Genomic DNA, 18950 nt, shown 5'->3' on the forward strand with positions numbered 1-18950 from the left:
TCAGACCGGATCCGACGAACCCTGCTCCGACTCGGCGCCGTGCTCGTCCTCCTGCTGGACGTCGACCCGAGGAGTAAAGGTCAGATCGAATTCGTCGCCGTAGTCGGGGATGACCAGCCCGAGCGGGTTCGTGACCGGGTCGAACGCGTTGTCGAACGCGACCAGGGCCACGACAGTGTCCCAACGCCAGATCCCGTCCGCACACGGCAGTCGGACCGCGAACGGGAAGAACATCGAGTTGATCAGCTTGCTCCCGATGGCCTTCCCTTTCTTGTTAACGCGCACGGCGGTGTCCGCGAGGCCAGCGGCGTTCGCTCCTCCCTCCGCGGCGATCTGAATCTTGCCGCCGCCGCGCAGCGGTGCTGTGATCGTGTAATTGGGGTATTGCGCGTACGTTTTCTCCCACTCGCGCACTTCCTTCGGGGTCCGGAGCGGAGCGCCGAAGTAGAGACTCAGGATCCGGCCGTTGCGCAATGCGGGCAGCTTGGCGGCATCCTGGCCGGGGAAGGGCGGCGTGACCAGGAACGTACTGTTCTGCCCGATCCGGCCGCTGTCCTCCGGGACGTGCTGTGCGGTCAGCGGCCGCGCCTCCACCCAGGGCACGTGCCCGGGGTCGACCGGCGCGATCAGCCGCCGGACCTCTGCAGCGACGGACTTCTGCAGACCGGCGATGAACTCGTCCAAGTGCGGCAAGATCGACGCTGGCAGCCGGTGGTCCCGCGGGTCCTTCGCGATCTGCTTCAGCAGCTTCTTGCCCACCAGCAGTTCCGACCACCGGATGTGCCGGGCGCCGGCGATCACGTTGGGGTGCAACCGGCCGTCGGCCCCGGCGTATCGCTCCTCCACCGCACCGCGCGGATTCGCGATGCTGCGGAAGACGAACGCGTCGTCGAGCCGCTTGTCCAGCACCGGCCTCGTGACGATCCGCGGCGAACCGCTGCGCTTGACGGCCGGCTCGGCGAGTTCCCTGTCCTCCCGGGCGGGCCGCCGCACCGTGGCGTCTTGCTCCACCTCGGCCGCCACGACGAACTCCCACCGCAGCAGCTGCGCCACGCTCCTCGAGACGTTGGCTTCCCCCTGCAGGCGGCTCCAGCTGGGCAGCGCTTCGCCGGCGGCGCACGCGGCCACGAAAATCTGCCGTGCCTTCGCCCGCTGATTGTCGTCGACCGCTCGCCACTCCCCGCTCGGCGGCGTGGCGAGCGGATTCTTCGCAAGAAACTCCGCGACCAAGTCATTCGCCAGCACAGGGGGAAGGCCGGTCGCCGCTTTCAGGACTCGTTCGCCAGGCACTGGCTTCCCGGCAGGGGTCTCCGTGAACATCTGCCAGGCCGCCGCCCGCTGCTGAGGTGTCACACCCTGCGACCTGTTCGGCGCGATCGCGGTCGGATTCGCGGCCAGGAACTCCGCGATCAGGCGATCCGCGATGCGGCGAGACAGATTTGTCACGGGTTGCAAACGGATCCAACCGGGCAGCGGCCGTCCGACCGCGTACGCCTCCTCGAACATTTCCCACGCCTTCGCACGCTGGTCCTCCGTGGCCATGCCTCGCGGAAGAGCAGCGACCTCCTCCCGAATTTCCTTGACCAATCGCACAGCCGCGTACTCGGAAAGCCCCGTCTTGTCTTGCACGCGCTGACGGCCGGGTAGCGGTTTGTCGGCGAAGAGGGCCTCCGCGAACATCTGGCGCACTGTCTGCCGCTGTTCATCGGTCGCAACCGCCGTCTTGTTCTTGGCTGGCGGAAGAGCGTCCTCGTTCGCTGCCAAGAACTCGTCGATCAAGATCCCCGCCATGCTGCGAGAGAGCCCGGTCAACCCGGGCATGCCGCACAGGCGATCCTTGCCGGGCAACCGGTTGCCGCTGGCGCATTCAGTTTTCATTACCTGCCAGGCCGCTGCTCGCAAGGCTGCCGGGACGGCCACGAGAGTGGGCCTGGACATCGAATTCCGTTTCCGGAATTCGGTGATCATTTTCTTCGCCGCATAAGAGGAGAGCCCCGGTACCGCCGTCATCAAATCGGTCGAGGTGGGCAAATTCTCCCCTGCGCTGTGCTTCTCCTCCAGCAGCTGCATCGCGGTTGCTTGCAGACCGGCGGACACGCGGCCGGATCCAGACGATGCCCCGTGTTCCCCGGCGGCGAGGTCCGCATCGACGTCCATCGGTTCCCCGCGGTCGTCCGGGATCTCGTCGATCTCCATTTCCCCGCTCGGGCCTGCAGTCGGCTTCGGTCCTCGCAGCGGCAGCGAAAGACCGTCCAGGCCGCCCAGCTTCGGCGTCGCGCCGCGTCCCGGACTCTCCGATTTCGCCTTGCCCCGGTTCTTCTTGATCCCCCGTGGTTTCGGCCCCAGCACGACTCCGCCGTGTGCCGGGGTGTTGCCTTCCGCCATATTCCGGGCCCGTCCGCCCGGCAGCAGCTCCACCCGCGACCCCGATCCCCAAAGCTGGACCGGATAGCCGAAACCTGCCTCCCGCACCATCGACTCCAGTGCGCCGATCCCCGGCCACGCCCACTGCGGGCAGGTCACCAGCACCAGCCCAGCCCGCCCTTCGGCAGCGGAAAGCACACCGATGCCGACCAGCAACCGGGTGAACGCCGCTTCGTCCAGCGCCACGACGCGGCCGTCCGCCTTCACCCGGTATCCTGGCCGCGCACGGTGCAGCAGCACCGCATATCGGTCGTCGCCCGGCTCCGGAACGTACTGCTCCATCACCGACCGCTCCCGGTCGTCCAGGGGGAACGCCATCCCGAACGAACCATCGGGCCGGCCGAGCGGGACCCGGTCCACCGCGCTGATCCGGATGCCGTCCACCAGCAGATCCGACGTCTCGCCGGTGCCCGGGACGCCGCGTCCAGGACCGGGCGGAGCGGATTCCGGTCCGTCACCGGGCAGATTCGCCGGTCCGTCCTCCAGTTCCTCGATCGTCGGTGCCGGCGGCAGCGCGTCGAACCCGGCGGTCCGCCGGTCCGCGACGGATGTCCACAGGTGACTGGTCACGAGGACCAGGCTCGCGGCGAATCCCCCGAGCAGCGTCATATGGAGCAGCTGAGCGAACGCCGCTTGGTCCAAGACCGCCGCCGTGCGGCCCTGGACGATCACGGCGAACCCCTCCGGCAGTTTGGCCACCTGCGCTCCGGGAACCCCATTGTCGGAAGCTGGATCCGACGCGACCAGTTCCGCCGCTGGCAAGGCGAACGACGCGCCCCGGAACCCGCCCGCAGCGTCTGGCAACACCAGCGAGCCCGCATCCGCGAGCGTGGACCCGCTTTTCACCCGCGGCCGCTTAGCCGAAGAGCGGCCGGCCGCAGCGGCGGAGGATGCGACCGGCTGGCCTTGCCTGAGCCCGGACGGTCCTCCGATTGTCTTGCCGCCGGTCACGACCTCCCGAAATGCGCCTGGCTCGTGCACGCCTTTGCGTCCGGACGGGTAGTTATAGGTTCGCTCGTCCGCGGCGATGACCGTGACCGGCTGGTACTTGTTCGCCGCCGTCGCTATGAAGACCTGGGCGACCGAGAGACCGTCCGGTCCGGCCGCGCCCCCAAAGCACTGGCAGAACAGAATTTCGCCGCGGGGCGATGCCTGCCGGAATGCCTCGCCGAGAAAGACCGCGTCGGCCAGCAATTCACCGTTGTCCTGGACGAGGTCGCCGGTGTGGTACGGGTCGTCGGTGGTCAACGTCAAATAAAAGACTCCCGGGGCGCCATGTCCGTCGACCTGATAAGCCCCGCAGCCCCACGGCACCGGGATGGTCTTCTGGCGAGCGACCGTACTGCCAGGGTCGGATTCGACGTAGTAGTCACGTGGCTCGACGGCGGCGAACAGCTGATTGACGAAGGAATCCGCAGCCGCATCGAAGGGCTTGGACGGATGGATCTGGCCGCGGACCGAGCCGTCCGCGGCCACCACCGGAAGGGTGACGACATTCCGCCAGCCGTAGCCGGCCGGGTCGACGCGGACGAATTCTTTCCCGCCGAGCACTCCCGGTTTCGCGAGGGACAGTTCGCGCACGGTGTAGAAAGGCCGTGAATAACCGCCCGGGAGCATTTCCTTCGCGAACTCCGCCAGTCCTTCTGTTTCGCCGCCCAGCGTCAGCACCAGCAACGGCGTGTGCGGGAGGATGCCCTGCATCTCCCGGATCCCCGGGTCGCTGCGCAATCCAGGGGCCAGCGCGGACAGCGGTCCGAGCACTTCCCGGTCGTCGAGCTGCTGGGCTTGATAGGCACCGTCCAGTCCCCGCCACAGCACGAGGATGCCGGGAGCGGGCTGGTTCTTGAACGGCGAATCGACGCGAGTCCCGTCCGGGAGCACGAAAGTCTCGAGCGACTCGGCAGTCGCCGCCGCGAGCCACCTCCCGAATTCCGCCACGCGCCGGCCGTCGCCGGGCGATCGCACGTGAAGCGCCATGATCTCGTCGCTGTCCCCGTACTGCGACGAGATTTTCAGATCACCGGCGCGCAGACCGGAAACCGAGACGAACGAGCATCCCGGCTCGAGAACGAAGCCGCTCGCGTCGGTCCGCCAGCCTCCGGTCGGCGCGAACATCGGGAGGAAGTGGCCCGCCCCGCGCAACTCGCTCGCGAGGTCGAAGCCCAGCCCGCCGATGTTCACCCGCTTCGCACCCTCCGGGCTGAGAACCACCAGTTCCCGGTCCGGATCGGCCTTGATCGCCGCCACGAATCGCGGATCCTCGAGCAGCATCCGCCCGATCGAGCGGCCGCCTTGTTCGATGACCGGTCCGCCGGCCGACCGCAGGTCGGCGTGGGACGGCACGCCGTCCAGGATGACAACCAGTGCGTCCGAACCGTCCGGCAGCCCGGGCAGCCCCTGCAGGGACAGGCGTCCGCTGTTGACGGCATCGGCCAGCCGGAGCAGCGAGCTGTTGTCGAGGTACCGGCCCGCGAAGCCGAATACCCGGCCGGACGACACGTACTCGACCTCCGCCAAAGCGACCGGAACCTCGGTGATCGTCCCGCCAGGCTCGATCCCCAGGACGCCGTAGTCTTCCCACACTGTCGACTTCCCAGCGTGCCAGCGGAGCTGTCCCGGACCGGTCAGCGCCTTCAGCTCCGCCACGAAAGCCCGCATCGCGGTGTCGGCCGCCGAGCTCGCGCCGATGCGGTGAGGGGCGACCAGCAGGGGCGGCCGTGCCTCCGCCCGCATCGCTTTTCGCAGCATCGCGGTCGCCACCACCGTCTTCGCCATTTCGCCAGCCGTCAGGTAGTCGCCGAACAGCCCGTTCTGCCCGATTTCCAGGAACAGGTGGAGCTGGTCCGCCCGGTCGTCCTCCGTCGTCGGAGCCCAATCCGCGACTCGCTCGACCCGCCGATCGACCCGGCCGGCACGAGGATCGCTGCCGTCCAGCGGATACTCGGCGATCACCCGCCTGCCGTACTTCGTCGCCCGCGCGGCACCGCGGGCCATGCTCTTTCCGGTTTCCGCGCCGGTCGAGAACACCATGCCGTAGTCCCCGCCGCCCGCATCGCGCAGCTCGGTCATCGTCAGGCCACCGCCGGGCGGAGCCTGCGGAGCGGCTCCGGAGACCGGCTGGCCGAGCGGTCCGCCGGGACCCTTCTGGCGGCCTCGTTCCGGGAGCTGGTCAGCGAACCGGGGAGGATCGGCGACCGCTTCCGCGTCGGCAGCGTCCTCTCCGCGAGGCGGAGTGAGGCCAGTCTGATACCAGCCGAACTCCTCCATCCCGAGCATCGGATCGTCCGGCCCCGCCCACTGATCCCAGTCAAACCCGTCCGCGACCGCGAAGTCGAACCCGTCAGCTCGATAGAGGTCGTCCGCATCGGCCGGGAAATCCTGGTACGGCATCCCCTCCGCCAGCCCTGCCTCGCCCTGGACGGGCAGCTCCCCCAGCGCATCCCAGTCCAGCAGTTGCCCTTCGTTCAGCGCATCCCAGTCCAGGTCCTGGCCTTCCCCGTACGATGCCAGCGCGTCCGTCCCGGACATCTCCGCGTCGCCGTCCTCTGCCGGCTCCTCGACCCCGCCCGACGTCCCGGGGCCGCTCTGGTCCAGCGGCTGCTCGTCCAGCACCTCCGGCGAACCGGGCGCATCGTCCGGCACCACCCGCAACCGCGCCGACCCCGGCCCCTCGAACTCAACGACCGCGGACCGCACGTAGTCCCGCATCACGACAGCCACCGGCAACCGCTCGCTCGAGGGCACTCGTTTCCCGAACTCTGCGAACGCCCGCCGTACCTGAGCCTCGACCACCTTGTGCACCGCCGCCCACCGCCGCTGGGCCGCCCCTTCCGCGATCGCCCCGCGCTTCGACTCGAGCAGCAGTCTGTCGTGCTGGCCGTCCCGGTACAACCGGTCCGCGAACCCCTCAGCCATCCGCTGCACCCGGAACAGCTCGAACGGCGTCAACTCCGACCGGCCGACGGCCCCGACCCCCGTGTAGAGCGGCATCTCCCGCAGCGCCGCCAGCTCCTCGATCGTGTACCCCGACGCCGCCAGCGTCGCGATCCGGAACGCGGCCGCCTCGATGCCATTCTCGAAATTGAACTCGCTCGTCCGCTTGTCCAGGCCCCAGGACCGGGTGAACCCCAATCCCAGGTCCGCCAGCGTCACCTCCGGCCCGCCCAGCCCCGCCCGCCCGCGCAACGCCCGCCGGAACTCCCCCAGTTCGCGCTCGGCCTCCTCCCACAAGATCCCCTCCACGGCCTCGAACAACCGCTCGCCGTCCGCCTTCGTCCCGCCCTTCTGCCGGATGTGCAACCGCGTCTGCGGGAACTCCTTGCCCTGCACCGCGAACTCCTTCATCCGCGCCGCCCACCTGACCGCGTACGCCCGCACTTGCGCCAGCGTCTCCCCCTCCAGCCACGGATCACGGTCCTCGCGATAATCCGCGGCGAACACCCCCGGCAACTCGCCCGCGACCTGGTCCGCGCCCACCGGCCCCGCACCTTGCAAGCCCGCCTTGACCCCGGCTGGCAGGCCGGGACGCCGCCCGCCCACCAGATCCCTCGCCCCCAACCCCGCGAAGAAACCCTCCACAACCCCCCGCGCAGTTCCCCCCGAACCCGCGACCGCCGGTTCGCGCGCCGGGATGTCCGCCCGTATCCGGACCCGTGTACCGCTCGTTGCGGTCTCGGACCGGACCTTCACCTCGGGCATCATGTCCTCCACCGAGGGCAGCCGGTCCGGGGACAGGCCGTGCCACCTATCCCCGCGTTCTGCCCGGGCCTTCGCCCCCGCCAGCACCCGCTCCGCGCTCCATCGCAGCTGCTCCATCACCTCGCGGCGCAGCTCCGCCTCCACCTCCGCCACGCGTGCCGCCGTCCGCCGCTCGCTGCGGGTGAGCGTCACCGTCACCGTCACCGGTGCCATCCGCGCGTTCCCGCCAGCAGCGAACGCCGCCAGCGCCTCCACCGCGGCACCCTCCCCCTGCCGCAACAACCTCGCCCAGGAAAACGCCGACACCCGGATCAGATTCCCAGGCACCAACAGCAACGGCACCGACGGCGCCATCCGCAGATCCGCAAGCAGCCCCCGCCGCCCCTCGCCGACTTCCAATCCCATCTGCGACGCACCGCCGCCGGTCAGTTTCCGCCGCAACTCCACCCACAACCCCAGGCCCGCCACGCTCAGCTCCGGATGCCCCTTCGCCACCAGAGCGGCATCGAGCATCTCCTCCACCATTTCCTGCCACGCCTCGTCACTCTGCCGGAACCTCCAGGACACATGGCACACCAAGCTCACCGGCGGCGGCTCCCGCCCCTCCAGACACCGGTCGATCAGTTCTTCCGCCAGCGCGCCGATCGCCGCCGTCAGCTCCGCGTTGCCCTCCACCGACTTCGCCCCTGCTTTGGTCGGCGAAGCTGTCGCCTGCCACACCTCCCGCCAACCATCCGCACCGGTGTCGGCTGGTTTGGCAGGCTTCGCAGTGGCCCGCGCCAGCACCGCGTCGGTCACCCCGGCCGCGCGTGCCGCCGCGAAGAATGCCGCCACCGTCTGTTCCCGCTTCGCCAGGTTGCCGCCGGCCGGGCCAGGCACCGCCTCGAACGCTGCCGCCTGCGCCGCCGACCTCCCCTGCGTCACAAATGTCACCTGGACCTCGGGCACGAAATCCTTGAGAAGGGGCAGCCGGTCCGGCTGCAGCCAGGACGGGTTCTTCTCGGCCCGCATCCGTGCCGCCGCCAGGACCTGCGCCGCGCCCAAGCGCACCTGCCGCCCCACCTGATCCCGTATCGCCCCGGCGAGCTTCTCTCGCTGCTCGCCGGTCAAGGCATCGCGCCGACGCACCGTGACCGTCAGCACCGGCATCCGCGCTTGCTCAGCGTGACCGGCCGCGAACGCCTCCAACGCTTCAGCACCCGCTCCCTGCGACCGCCACATCACCCGCCCCGACGACACCCCCTTGATCTGCATGATGGTCTTCGGCACCATCTCCAGCGTCACCGACGCCGCCGCCCTCAGGCTCGCGACCGGCTCCGCCGGGCCTGCCTCCGCCTCCAGCGCCAGTCCCGCGTGATCCGCCTTGCCCTCCGCCTTCATCAGATCGATCACCAACCCGGCGACCCGGGCTGTCAGCCCCGGCAACCGCGCTGTCAACGCCTTCTCCACAAGGTCCGTCAGCACGGTCCGCCAGTGACCCGAGTCGAGGCGCTGTTTCTGGTGGGACGTGCCGTGGAACAGCGCACGCACTATCGGCGCTTCCCGCCCCTTTTCCCATGCGTCGATCACCATCGTCACAATGTCTTCCACGGCGGCCAGCAACCCCGCCATGCCTGCCTCCGCGACCCGCGCCTTCACGTACTCGACGTCGCCCTCCCACAAATGTCCCGGCGGCCTGCCCGCCTCCACTGCGCCCCCGGCAGGCGGCGGCGGATCCAGCAGGCGCAGGCTCTCCAGACCGGCGAAGAGTTCTTCCAGCTTCTGCTCCCAGCCAGCGGTCCCAGCGTCCGGGGCGCGCCGGGGAACCGCCACCATCACCCGTACCTCGTCGACAGCGTCACCTGCCTTGGCCTTCTTCGCGATCTTGCCCTTGACCTGCACGTCCGGCATCATCTGCTCCACTGTCGGCAACCGGTCCGCCGACAACCCGCCCGGCAACGGCCTTCCCGCACGCGCTGCCGCACGCACCCGCTCCAGGCCCCACCGCACGCGGTCCTCCACCCGGGCCTTCAGCTGCGCTTTCGCCTCGGCCGTCGCGGCATTGCGCCGCACGATGACCGCGGATATATCCGGCAGCCGCGGATCGTTGCCCGCTGCGAACGCCGCCAACGCCTCGTACCCGGCCCCCTCCACCCGCCGTATCAGCCGGCCCCACGACGACGACCACACCCGCCCGCTGGTGGACTTCGGCTCCAGTTCCAGCACCACCGACGACGCGGCCCGCAACCGGCCGATCCGCTCGCCCGGGCCCTCCCCCACCAGCAACTCCACCCACGACACCGCGACGTCTGCACTCGCACGCCGCGCCAGATCGACCGCCACCCCCAACCCGGCCACCCGCAACCCCGAACCCCTCGCCGTCAAGGCCAGGTCGATCCGCTCCTCGAAGAATGTCCGCCAAGCTTCATGGACGCCTTCGGTCAGGCTCGTGACCTTGGCGTGGAACACCGCGCGCACCGGCGGCGGCGCCAGCCCCGCCTGGGCGTATTCGATCAACCTCGCCGCCAGCGTGTCGATCTCCCTCGACAGTGCCGCATCGCCCGCCACCGCCTTCGGACCCGTTTTGCCCGGCTTCGCCTCGGCCCGCCATACCTGCCGCAGCACGCCGGCATTCGCATTCAGGGGGTCCGCGGTGCCATCGCCCGGCACGTCGCTGCGCGACCGCTTGTGCGCTCCGGCCCCAGCGGCGTCTCCCACTGCACCCGCGTCCCGTTTCGCCCCGCCGCCCGGCCGCGACGGACCCTCGCCGCTGCCACCGGCCACCCGGTCGTCGCCGAGTGTGACGCCGTCCTCGTCCTCGAACGGTGTCCCGTCGTCCGGCGGCTCCGGCAACCGCACAGCGGACCCGGTCAGCCCGCCGTCCGGGCGGGTCTCCAGCACCGGACCGCGCGGCTGCGACCGCCATCCCCGCGGCCCCAGCTTCAGCAACCCGCTCACCCCCGCCACCCGTTCGCCGCCGCCCGGGCCGTCAGCGAAACTCTGCAGGCGCGCCAGCAACGGCTCCTCGCCCTGCACCGCCCCGCACATCGCCAGCAACACCAACGGCCGCGTCCCCTGCGCCGCCAGGCTCATCGTGTCCGCTGCGTCCTTCAACGCGAACACGCCTTGCTCCCGTACATCGACCGACACCGGCGCCCCGCTCGACACATCCGTCACCGCATAACCCGTCGCCGAGCCCCACACATCGGTAAACGGATGCAACGCCACCGTGAAATCAGCACCGACCGGCACGAACCGCCGGAACCACTCCGCCGCCTTCTGTGCCCTGCCCGACACCACCTCCTGCCACGCCGGGAAGAACGCCCCCCGCACCACCCCTGCACCGTCTGTCAAGTCCACCTTCACGACCCGCACCACCCCCGCCCCGTCCACCTCCGTCTCCACCGTCCGCGCACCACGCCACTCCCGCCCCGCCAGCAGCTCCGCCAACCCCTGCACGCCAGGCTCGTCCGCTGGCTCGTCCCCCAGCCGGCCCGGCTCCGCCAACGGATCACCCGGCATATCCCACTGATCCCACTCGAACCCGTCAGCCTCGTAGAGATCCTCCGCACCAGCCAGAAACTCGTCGACCGGGAGCTCGTCAGCCAGGAACTCCTCGTACGAGAGCCCGTCGGCCGGTCCGAACAACTCTTCGGCCGGTCCGAACAACTCTTCGGCCGGTCCGAACAACTCTGCCGACGAATCCGCGCCTGCCCCGTGCACGACATCCCAGTCCAGCTCCTGGCCCTCCCAATACGGTGCCAGCGCTGGGGCGTCTGTCCCCGACATCTCTACATCGCGGTCCTCTTCCGCCACCCCGCCGCCGGCAGCCAGACCAGCGCGCAGCAACTCCTCGAACTCCGCGTCGTCCAAGGCGAGCGGCTGCTCGTCCGGCACTTCCGGCGAGCCAGGCGCGTCCGGAGAGCCAAGCGCGTCCGGGGCCGTCTCCGGGCTACCGGGCACGTCCGGGGACACCACCAGCAGACGTGCGGACCCCGGTCCCTCGAAGACGGTCGTGGCGAACCGCACGTGATCCCGCATGACAGTGGCCACCGGCACCCGCACACTCGACGGCACCCGTCGCCCGAACTCCCGATACGCCTCCCGGACCTCCTCCTCGACCACCCTCAGCACCGCGATCCGGCGCCGCGAGGTCGCCCAGTTCGCCGCCGCACCTGCCTTCTGCTCGAGCACCAGACGGTCCATCTGGCCGTCCCGGTAGAGCCGGCGTGCGAACCCCGACGCCATCCGCCGCACCCGGAACAGCTCGAACGGTGTCAGCTCGGACCGGATGCCGGCGCCGTACCCCGTGTACAGCGGGGTTTCCCGCAACTCCGCCAGCTCCGCGTGTGTCAGCCCGGACGCCGCGAAGGTCGCGATCCGGAACGACGCCGCCTCGACGTCGTTATCGATATTGGTCTCGCTCGTCCTCCGGCTCTGCCGCCAGCCTCGCGTGATCCCCAGCCCGAGATCCGCCAGCTTCACCGCAGGACGGCCCAGTCCCGCCCGGATCGCCCCCAGCAGCCGCCCGGCCTCGTCCAAAAGAATGCCCTCGACCTCCGCGAACAACCGGGCCCCGTCCGCGGCTGTCCCGCCCCGCTGGTCAACATGCAACCGCGTCTGCGGAAATTCCTTCTCCTGCAACGCGAACTCCTTCATCCGCGCCGCCCACCGCACGGCGAACGCCCGCACTCTCGCCACCGTGTCCTCGCTCAACCACGGGCCACCGTCTTCCCGATAACGCACTTCGAACTCCCCCGCCAGCCGATCGGCCGCCGGATCCAACCCCGCCGCCTTCGTACCCGGCAGGCCACGCCGGACCACCTTCGGAAGACCCGGCCGCCGTCCGCCCAGCAAATCCTTCGGCGCCAACCCGGCGAAGAACCCCTCCACCACCCCCGCCGGCGTTCCTGCCCGCACCGGGATGTCCGCCAGGACTCCGGTCCGCCCCACGCCCGGGACAACCTCAAACTGGATGTGCACCTCGGGCACCATGTCGTCGACCGAGGGCAGCCAGCTCGCGGACCGGTCCGGCCCGAGGTCGCCGCGCGCCGCCTTCACCCTCGCGGCCGACAGCACCCGCTCCGCGCTCCACCGCATTTGCCTGAGCACCTCGTTACGGAAATGCGCCTCCACCTCCGCCTCACGTGCTGCCGGGAACGGCTCGCCCCGGGTGATCGTCACCTTGACCGGCGACATCCGCGCGTCTCCGCTTTCCGAGAGCGCCGCCAGCCCCTCCACCGCTGCGCCCTCTCCGCGCCGCAGCAACCGTACCCAGGCAAACGCCGACGTCCGGAGCTGTTTCCCCGGTGCCCGTCCCAATGGCACCGACGGCGTCGTCCGCCGAGCCGCGAGCAACTCCCGTGGGGCCTCCCCGACTTCCAGCGCCATTTGCGACGGCCCGTCGTCCTGCGGCACCCGTCGCAAATCCACCCAGAGCCCCAGGCCCGCCACGCTCAGCCTCGGATGTCCTTTCCGCACCAACGCCGCATCGATCATCCCCTCCACCCAGCCCCGCCACCGCAGGTCCGCATTCAGCAGGACTCGGTTGGCGGCATAGCACACCACGCTCACCAGCGGCAGCTCCTGCTTCTGCTGCTCCCGCTCGATCAGCTCATCCGCCACCGCATCGATCGCCGCCGCCAGTTCCTCGTTGTCGGCCACCGATTTCATCCCCGCCTTGATCGGCTGGGCCGTTGCCCGCCACACCTCTTGCCACGCCACTGCCGGCTCGGCCATCGCCGCCGCGTGTGCGGCGATGGCTACCGCGTCCCTGGCCACCGCTGCCGACTCCTCGGACGGGAAAGACTTCAAAACCGCCTTGGCCGGCTCCGTGTCACTCCGGCCCGCAATTGCACCCGCCTCCGCCAGAGCCGCATCCGTCAGGCCGGCGTCGCGCGCTGCGCCGAAGAACGCCTCGACCGCCCGCTCCCGGTCCGCGGCCAGCGCGGCATCGCTCGAGCCAGGCACCTCAGCGAACTCCGCGTGCATCTCGGCCTTCGACCGGTGGTGCACGAATTTCGTCTCGATCTCGGGAACGAAATCGTCCAGCGAGGGCAACCTGTCCGCCGAGAGCCACGACGGATCCCTCTCGGCCCGCGCCCGCGCCGCCGCCAGCGCCCGCGCCGCGCCCATCCGCACCTGCGCACCTGCCAGTGCGATCAGCGCCGCCCGCTTCTTGTCGGTCAAGTCGTAATTCCGGATCACCGTCACCGTCAGCGCGGGCATCCGAGCTTCCTCGGCATCGCCGGCCGCAAACGCCTCCAGGATCTCCGCCCCCGCCCCCTCTGACCGCCAGAACACTCGCCCCAGCGACAGCCCCCGGACCTCCATCGACGTCGAGGACAAGACCTCCAGCATCACCGGCGACGCCACCCGGAGGCCCGCGACCGGTTTTGCCGGCCCCGTCTCCGCTTCCAGCACCAGCCGTGCCGGACCCGGATGGTCCTTGCCCTCCGCCTTCGCCAACTCGATCACCAGCCCGGCCGCCGCAGCCGACAGTCCCGGCGACCGCTCCGCCAGCGCCTGGTCCACCAGCTCGGTCAGGACTGTCCGCCAATCGGCCGGTATGGAGTGATGCAGCTGGGTCGCCGGGCCGTGGAACACCGCGCGCACCACCGGCGCTTCCAGTCCCTTCCTACGTGCGTCGACCACTAGATCCGCGATCCGGCCCGCCGCCGTCCGCAAGCCCGCGATGGCCGTGTCCGCAACCCGTACCGCCTGGTACTTGACCTCGCCTTCCCACAAACCGGAACCCGCGCCGGTCCGGTCCGCAGACGGTCCCTGGTCCGAGGGCGGTCCCTGGGCCGCGGGCGAGCTGTCCAGCAAGCTCATGCCAGCCATCCCGGCGAAGAATTCCTCCAGCGCCCTCGCCTCGGCATCCGGATCGGCCTCAGCGGGCGGATCGCTCCGGGAGAGCGCCACCGTCACCCGTTCGTCGAGCACGGCCTTATCGGCGGCGCGGGCCTTCTTCGTGGTCCTGACCGAGAACCGCACGGACGGCATCATCTCGTCCACGGTCGGCAACCGGTCCGCAGACAACCCGCCCGGCAACCCCCGTCCCTCCTGCGCCGCCGCCAGCACCCGCTCGAGCCCCCACCGCACCTTTGCCCGCAACCGGCCCTCCAGCCGCGCTTTCCCCTCAGCCTTCAGCCCATTGGAGCGCGCAACGACCGCCGACACCTCCCCCAGCCGCGGATCGCCCCCCGCCGCCAGTACCGCCAGCGCCTCGTACCCGGCACCCTCCACCGCCCGCACCAACCGCGCCCACGACGACGACCACACCCGCTGGACCCGGGACTCCGGGTCCAGCTCCATCACCACCGACGAGGCGGCCCGCAACCGGTCGATCGGCTCCCCCGGGTTGTCGTCCACCAGCAGCTCCACCCATGTCGACTGGACATTCTCGCTCGCACGGCGCACCAGATCGACCACCAGCCCCAGCCCGGCCACCGTCAACGCCGAACCCTTCGCCGCCAGCGCCGCATCGATCCTTCCCGCGAAAAACTCCTGCCACGCCTCGTGGATGCCGCCGGTGAGACTCGACGCCTTGCCGTGGAACGCCGCGCGCACCGGCGGAGACGCCAACCCGTCCCGGTCGCTTTCGATCAACCGGACGGCCAGCGCGTCGATAGCCGCCGCCAACACGGCATCGCCCGCCACTGTGTCCGGACCCGCCTTGCCCGGCTTCGCGTCGGCCCGCCACACCTGCCGAAACTCGATCGCACTCGCCTCGGCGGCCGCAGGCTCAGCCGCGCCGCGGCTGGTACTCGCAGGCTCAGCTGTGCCGGCGCCGCCACCCTCCGGTCCGGCCACCACGCCGCTGCGCGTCCGCTTGTGCGCACCTGCCGCGGAACGCCCCACCGCGCCGGCGTCTCGCTTCGACCCGGCTCCTGTCCGCGACGAACCCTCCCCGCCGTTGTCACCCGACCGGACGCTGCCCCTCGCCTTTCTCGTTCTCGAGCCCCGCGCACGGTCGCCGAGCACGACACCGCCAGGAGTCGGGGTCTCGTCCTCGGCCAGATCCCGGACCCGCCCGTCCGGCAGCAGCTCCGCCCGGGGGCCTGCCCCGCGCAGCCCGACCGGTCCGCGGTAGCCCAACTCGCGCACCTTCGATTCCAGAACGCCGATCTCCGGCCGTGCCCACTGCGGGCACGTCACCAGCACCACACCCGCCTGCGCCCCCGGCGCCGCCAGCACGCCCAGCCCGGCGAACAGCTTCCCCAGCGCCGCGTTGTCCAGCACCACCACACGGCCCTTGGCCTTGACCCGGTAGCCCGCCTCGCCGCGGTGCATCACCACGGAATACCGGTCCTCGCCCGGATCCGGAACGTAGCGCCGCATCACTTTTTCTTCATCGCCGTCGAGCGGGAAAGCCATCCCGAACGATCCCCCGCCAGAACCGAGCGGAACCCAGTCCACGTCGCTCACCCGGATGTCGTCCACCAGCAGGTCGTTCATCGCGACCAGGTCCGCGTCGCCCGGGCTCCCCGCCTGGCGACTCGCGACAGCCTCCGCGAAAAGCGCATCAAGTGCCTGCTGCGCGGCATCCCTCGACTCGGGAGCAACGTCCGGCACGGACGCCGCCGCCTCTTCCGGGTCCTCGATCCGCGCCGGAGCAAACCGGCGCACCAGCGAGCTCTCGCCCGAACCTTCTTGTGAGGCAAGGAAAGCGAGCGCATCCAGATAGGCCTGGTGCGCCGGCGCCAACCGCACCAATTCTTCCGCCGACGCCACCTCCGGAGGCCGCACCCAGTCGACGACCTCGTGCCGCCATCTCTCCTGCTCCGCTACCGGCAGCGCCCGCAACGCCGAAGCGAGCCACCCGACCACGCGGGGCTCCGGATTGCCTTCCAGGTACCAATCCGCGCCAGCCGCCACTACATCGACCCACAGCCGTGCCAGCATCTCCTCCGCAGCCGCTTCGCCTGACAAGCGACCAGCCTCCGCGATCCGGTCCACCAACCCCGCGTACAGCTGCGCGGACAGTCCGGCCGCCGGATTGGCCTCTGCCAACGGCCGCGCAGTCAACAGCTCCGCCGCCCGCGCCCGCCACACCGCCGCCTCCTGCGGGTGCCGGTCCAGCGAATCCCGCACCACCGCGAACTGCCACAACCACGCCCCGGAACCCCCCGGATGAACCGGGACCGCCGCCGAACCCTCGGCAGGCGCGTTGTCGATCGCGTTCCCGAACAGCGCCGCCAAGTCGCGCTGAGCGGCGTCGCGCGACTCGCGTTCCACGGCCGGCACCAGCGCCTCGACGCCCTCCGGATCGGCGATCCACACCGGCACGAACTGCCCGACCTGCGCATGGACCTGCTGGTAGCGGTCTTGGGAGGCGATGAACGCCAACGCGTCCAGATACACCTGATGCGCCGGCTCCAGCCGCCACAACTCCTCCCGCGACGCCGTCACCGGCGGCACCACCCGCCCGAGCACTCGACGTCGCCAGAACAGAGCATCCTCGGCCGACATCCGCCGCAGCGCCTTCGCGAACCAGCCCACCACCCGCGGCTCGTGCAGCGCGAGAACGCCCGCGTCCAGCGCGTCCAGCGACAACCGCGCCAACGCCTCCTCCGCCGCCGCCTCGCCCGAGGACCGTCCCGCCTCGGCGACCAGCTCGACCAGCGCCGTGTACCAGTCCGCCGCCCGCTGCGCTCTCCGGGCGTTGACGAACTCCAGCGGCCACCACACCAGCATCTGCCGTGCCCGCGACCGCCACTGCGCCGCCCGCGCCGGGTCTCGTTCCAGCGATCGAGTCGCTGCCCGCGCCCGATCCGCCAGCGTGCTCGGCGAAATCTCGGCAGCGGACTCCTGATAGCCCGGAGCCAGCGCGTGATACGCGGCCGAATATTCAGGAAGGCCATCGCGCTGAGGAGTCAGATATCGATCGAACTCCGCCGCCGTGCCGCTGCCCGCCCGATGATCCATGAGCCGGACCGCGTCCGTCAGGAGGCGCCTGACAGTGTCGTTGATCGAGCGTTCCATCCCGCTCATGTCGAAGCGGATCTGGTCTCGCTGGGCCACCAGCGGCAGCAGCGCCCTTGCCATCACGTCCCAAGCGCGGGCCTCCAGCGGCGGAGCGACGTTCACCTGCGCGCTGGTCGTGCCGAGCAGCTCCAGCGCCTTGTCCGTCAGCCTGCGTCGCTTGGCGATGGAATACCGTCCCGATTGGCCCGCCCAGACGCCGGTTTGCGCCTGCCATCGCAGTTCGAACTGACCGACCCTGACCGGATCGGTCAGGTCGAGGTCGCGGAAACCGGTGCCCGGCAGCCCTGGCATGCTGTTCAGCAGAAGGTCGATCCGGAAGTTGATCTGGGCGGTGATCCGCTCCTCGGATCTCCGTGCGTCCATTCGCTGGCCGACGGCGGGCGCCAGCGCTTTCATCATGGTCGAAAGCAGCTTCACCCGGTCTTCGCCGAACAGCCCGACCGGCAGCCGGCTTTCGCCCTGCTTTCCCACTGCCCACACCAGCTCCGGCTGCCGATGGGGATCCAGCTCCCGCCGCAGCACCGGCACCACAGTGCCGTCCTCGCGCCGCCACGCCACATCCGGCACCGGGTCGCCCGCCTCGTCCCACGGCGAATCGGGCAACCGGGCAAAGCCGGCAAGTTCCGAATCGGCCTGCCGGTTCGTGGTCCACACCAACTCCGGCTGCCGATAGGGATCCAGCCGCCGCACCCGCACCGGCACCAGCGTGCCGTCCGCCAGCCGCCACGCCGCACCCGGCGTCGGATCGCCCGCCTCGTCCCACGCGGATCCGGGCGGCACGGCACTGCTGGCGAGCAACGGCTCCGCAGCCAACAGCAGATCCTGCGCCTCCGCCAGAACCCGATCGCGTTTCTCCTCGGCCATGCCAGCGAGTTCCTGGGTACCCGACTTGACGTAGCGCCTCCATCGCCTCTGGTACCACTCGAAGTAGTCCTGCCGGTCCCGGGTGATCGCGTCGAGTGCCACGCTCTGCCACCGCGACACGGCCACTGACTCGGGCACGTTCCATCCCTCGCCGTCGGGCGCGGGCACCGGCCCGTTCCGCGTCCAGGTTCGCGCCCGTTCCGCTGCCTCGCGCAGTGGCTCGACCGCGTGCCAAGCGTCGCGCCAATTACGCCGGGAGAGCTCTGCGGCGAGGAGCGTGACCAGATCCGCGTACATGCGCCGCTGCACTGCCGCATCCGGTCCCACCCCGGCGACCGTGTCCGGCATCTCGCCCAGCAGGACCACCGCAGCACGACGGAGGCTCTCGATCTGCTCCGGACTTTGGGACTCGGCGGACGGCTCGCTCGTCGACCGCGACGACATCGCGCGCCGCTCCGCCCAGAACTCCCGCATGAGATCCTGTAACGGACCATCCGCATCGCGAACCGCGGTGAACGCGCGGCGCAGCGCGCGTGCCTCCTCCTCGATCGGAAGGACGGTCATCGCCGCGACTACTCCGGACACCACCGTGTCCCACAACGAGGGCGCGCGAACCCGCGCCTCCACCGCACCTTCAAGTTCACTCAACAGCAGTTCGTTCGCCAGGTAGCGCAGCTCGTCTACATATCCGGCACCCGCTCTCTCCTCGATCCGCGCCAATGCCGCGGCGGTGTCCGCGCGGTCCAGCCCGAGGTCCTGCAGCACCGCGGACTCCGCCACCGGCGCCTGGTCGCCCAGCCGGCCCTGCTCGTCAGGGCTGCCCAGCCCTCCCAGCCGACTCAGCGCATCCGGGAGGCCCAGCCTCGCCGCCGCGGCCCGCACCGCTTCCTCGTAATTCGCCGCCACCGCAGCCGTCACCCGGTCCCACAACGACTCCTGCACCCGCGGCACCGGACCCCGATCGGCCGCTGGCGCGGGACGCTCGCCCAGCACCG

Annotated in this window: 1 protein-coding gene (only partly in view); it reads right to left on the minus strand. The window is 70.4% G+C overall.

The window, feature by feature from the left end; translation table 11 throughout:
- Positions 1-18950, minus strand: partial view of a WXG100-like domain-containing protein gene (locus ABD156_RS26120; protein WP_344278969.1) — the 3' end only. Its footprint extends 71278 nt past the window's final position; only the last 18950 of its 90228 coding nucleotides appear in the window; its start codon lies beyond the right edge, outside the window — the gene reads right to left on this strand; it ends in the stop codon at positions 1-3.

Source organism: Amycolatopsis albidoflavus (assembly GCF_039525725.1).
Classification (GTDB): domain Bacteria; phylum Actinomycetota; class Actinomycetes; order Mycobacteriales; family Pseudonocardiaceae; genus Amycolatopsis; species Amycolatopsis albidoflava.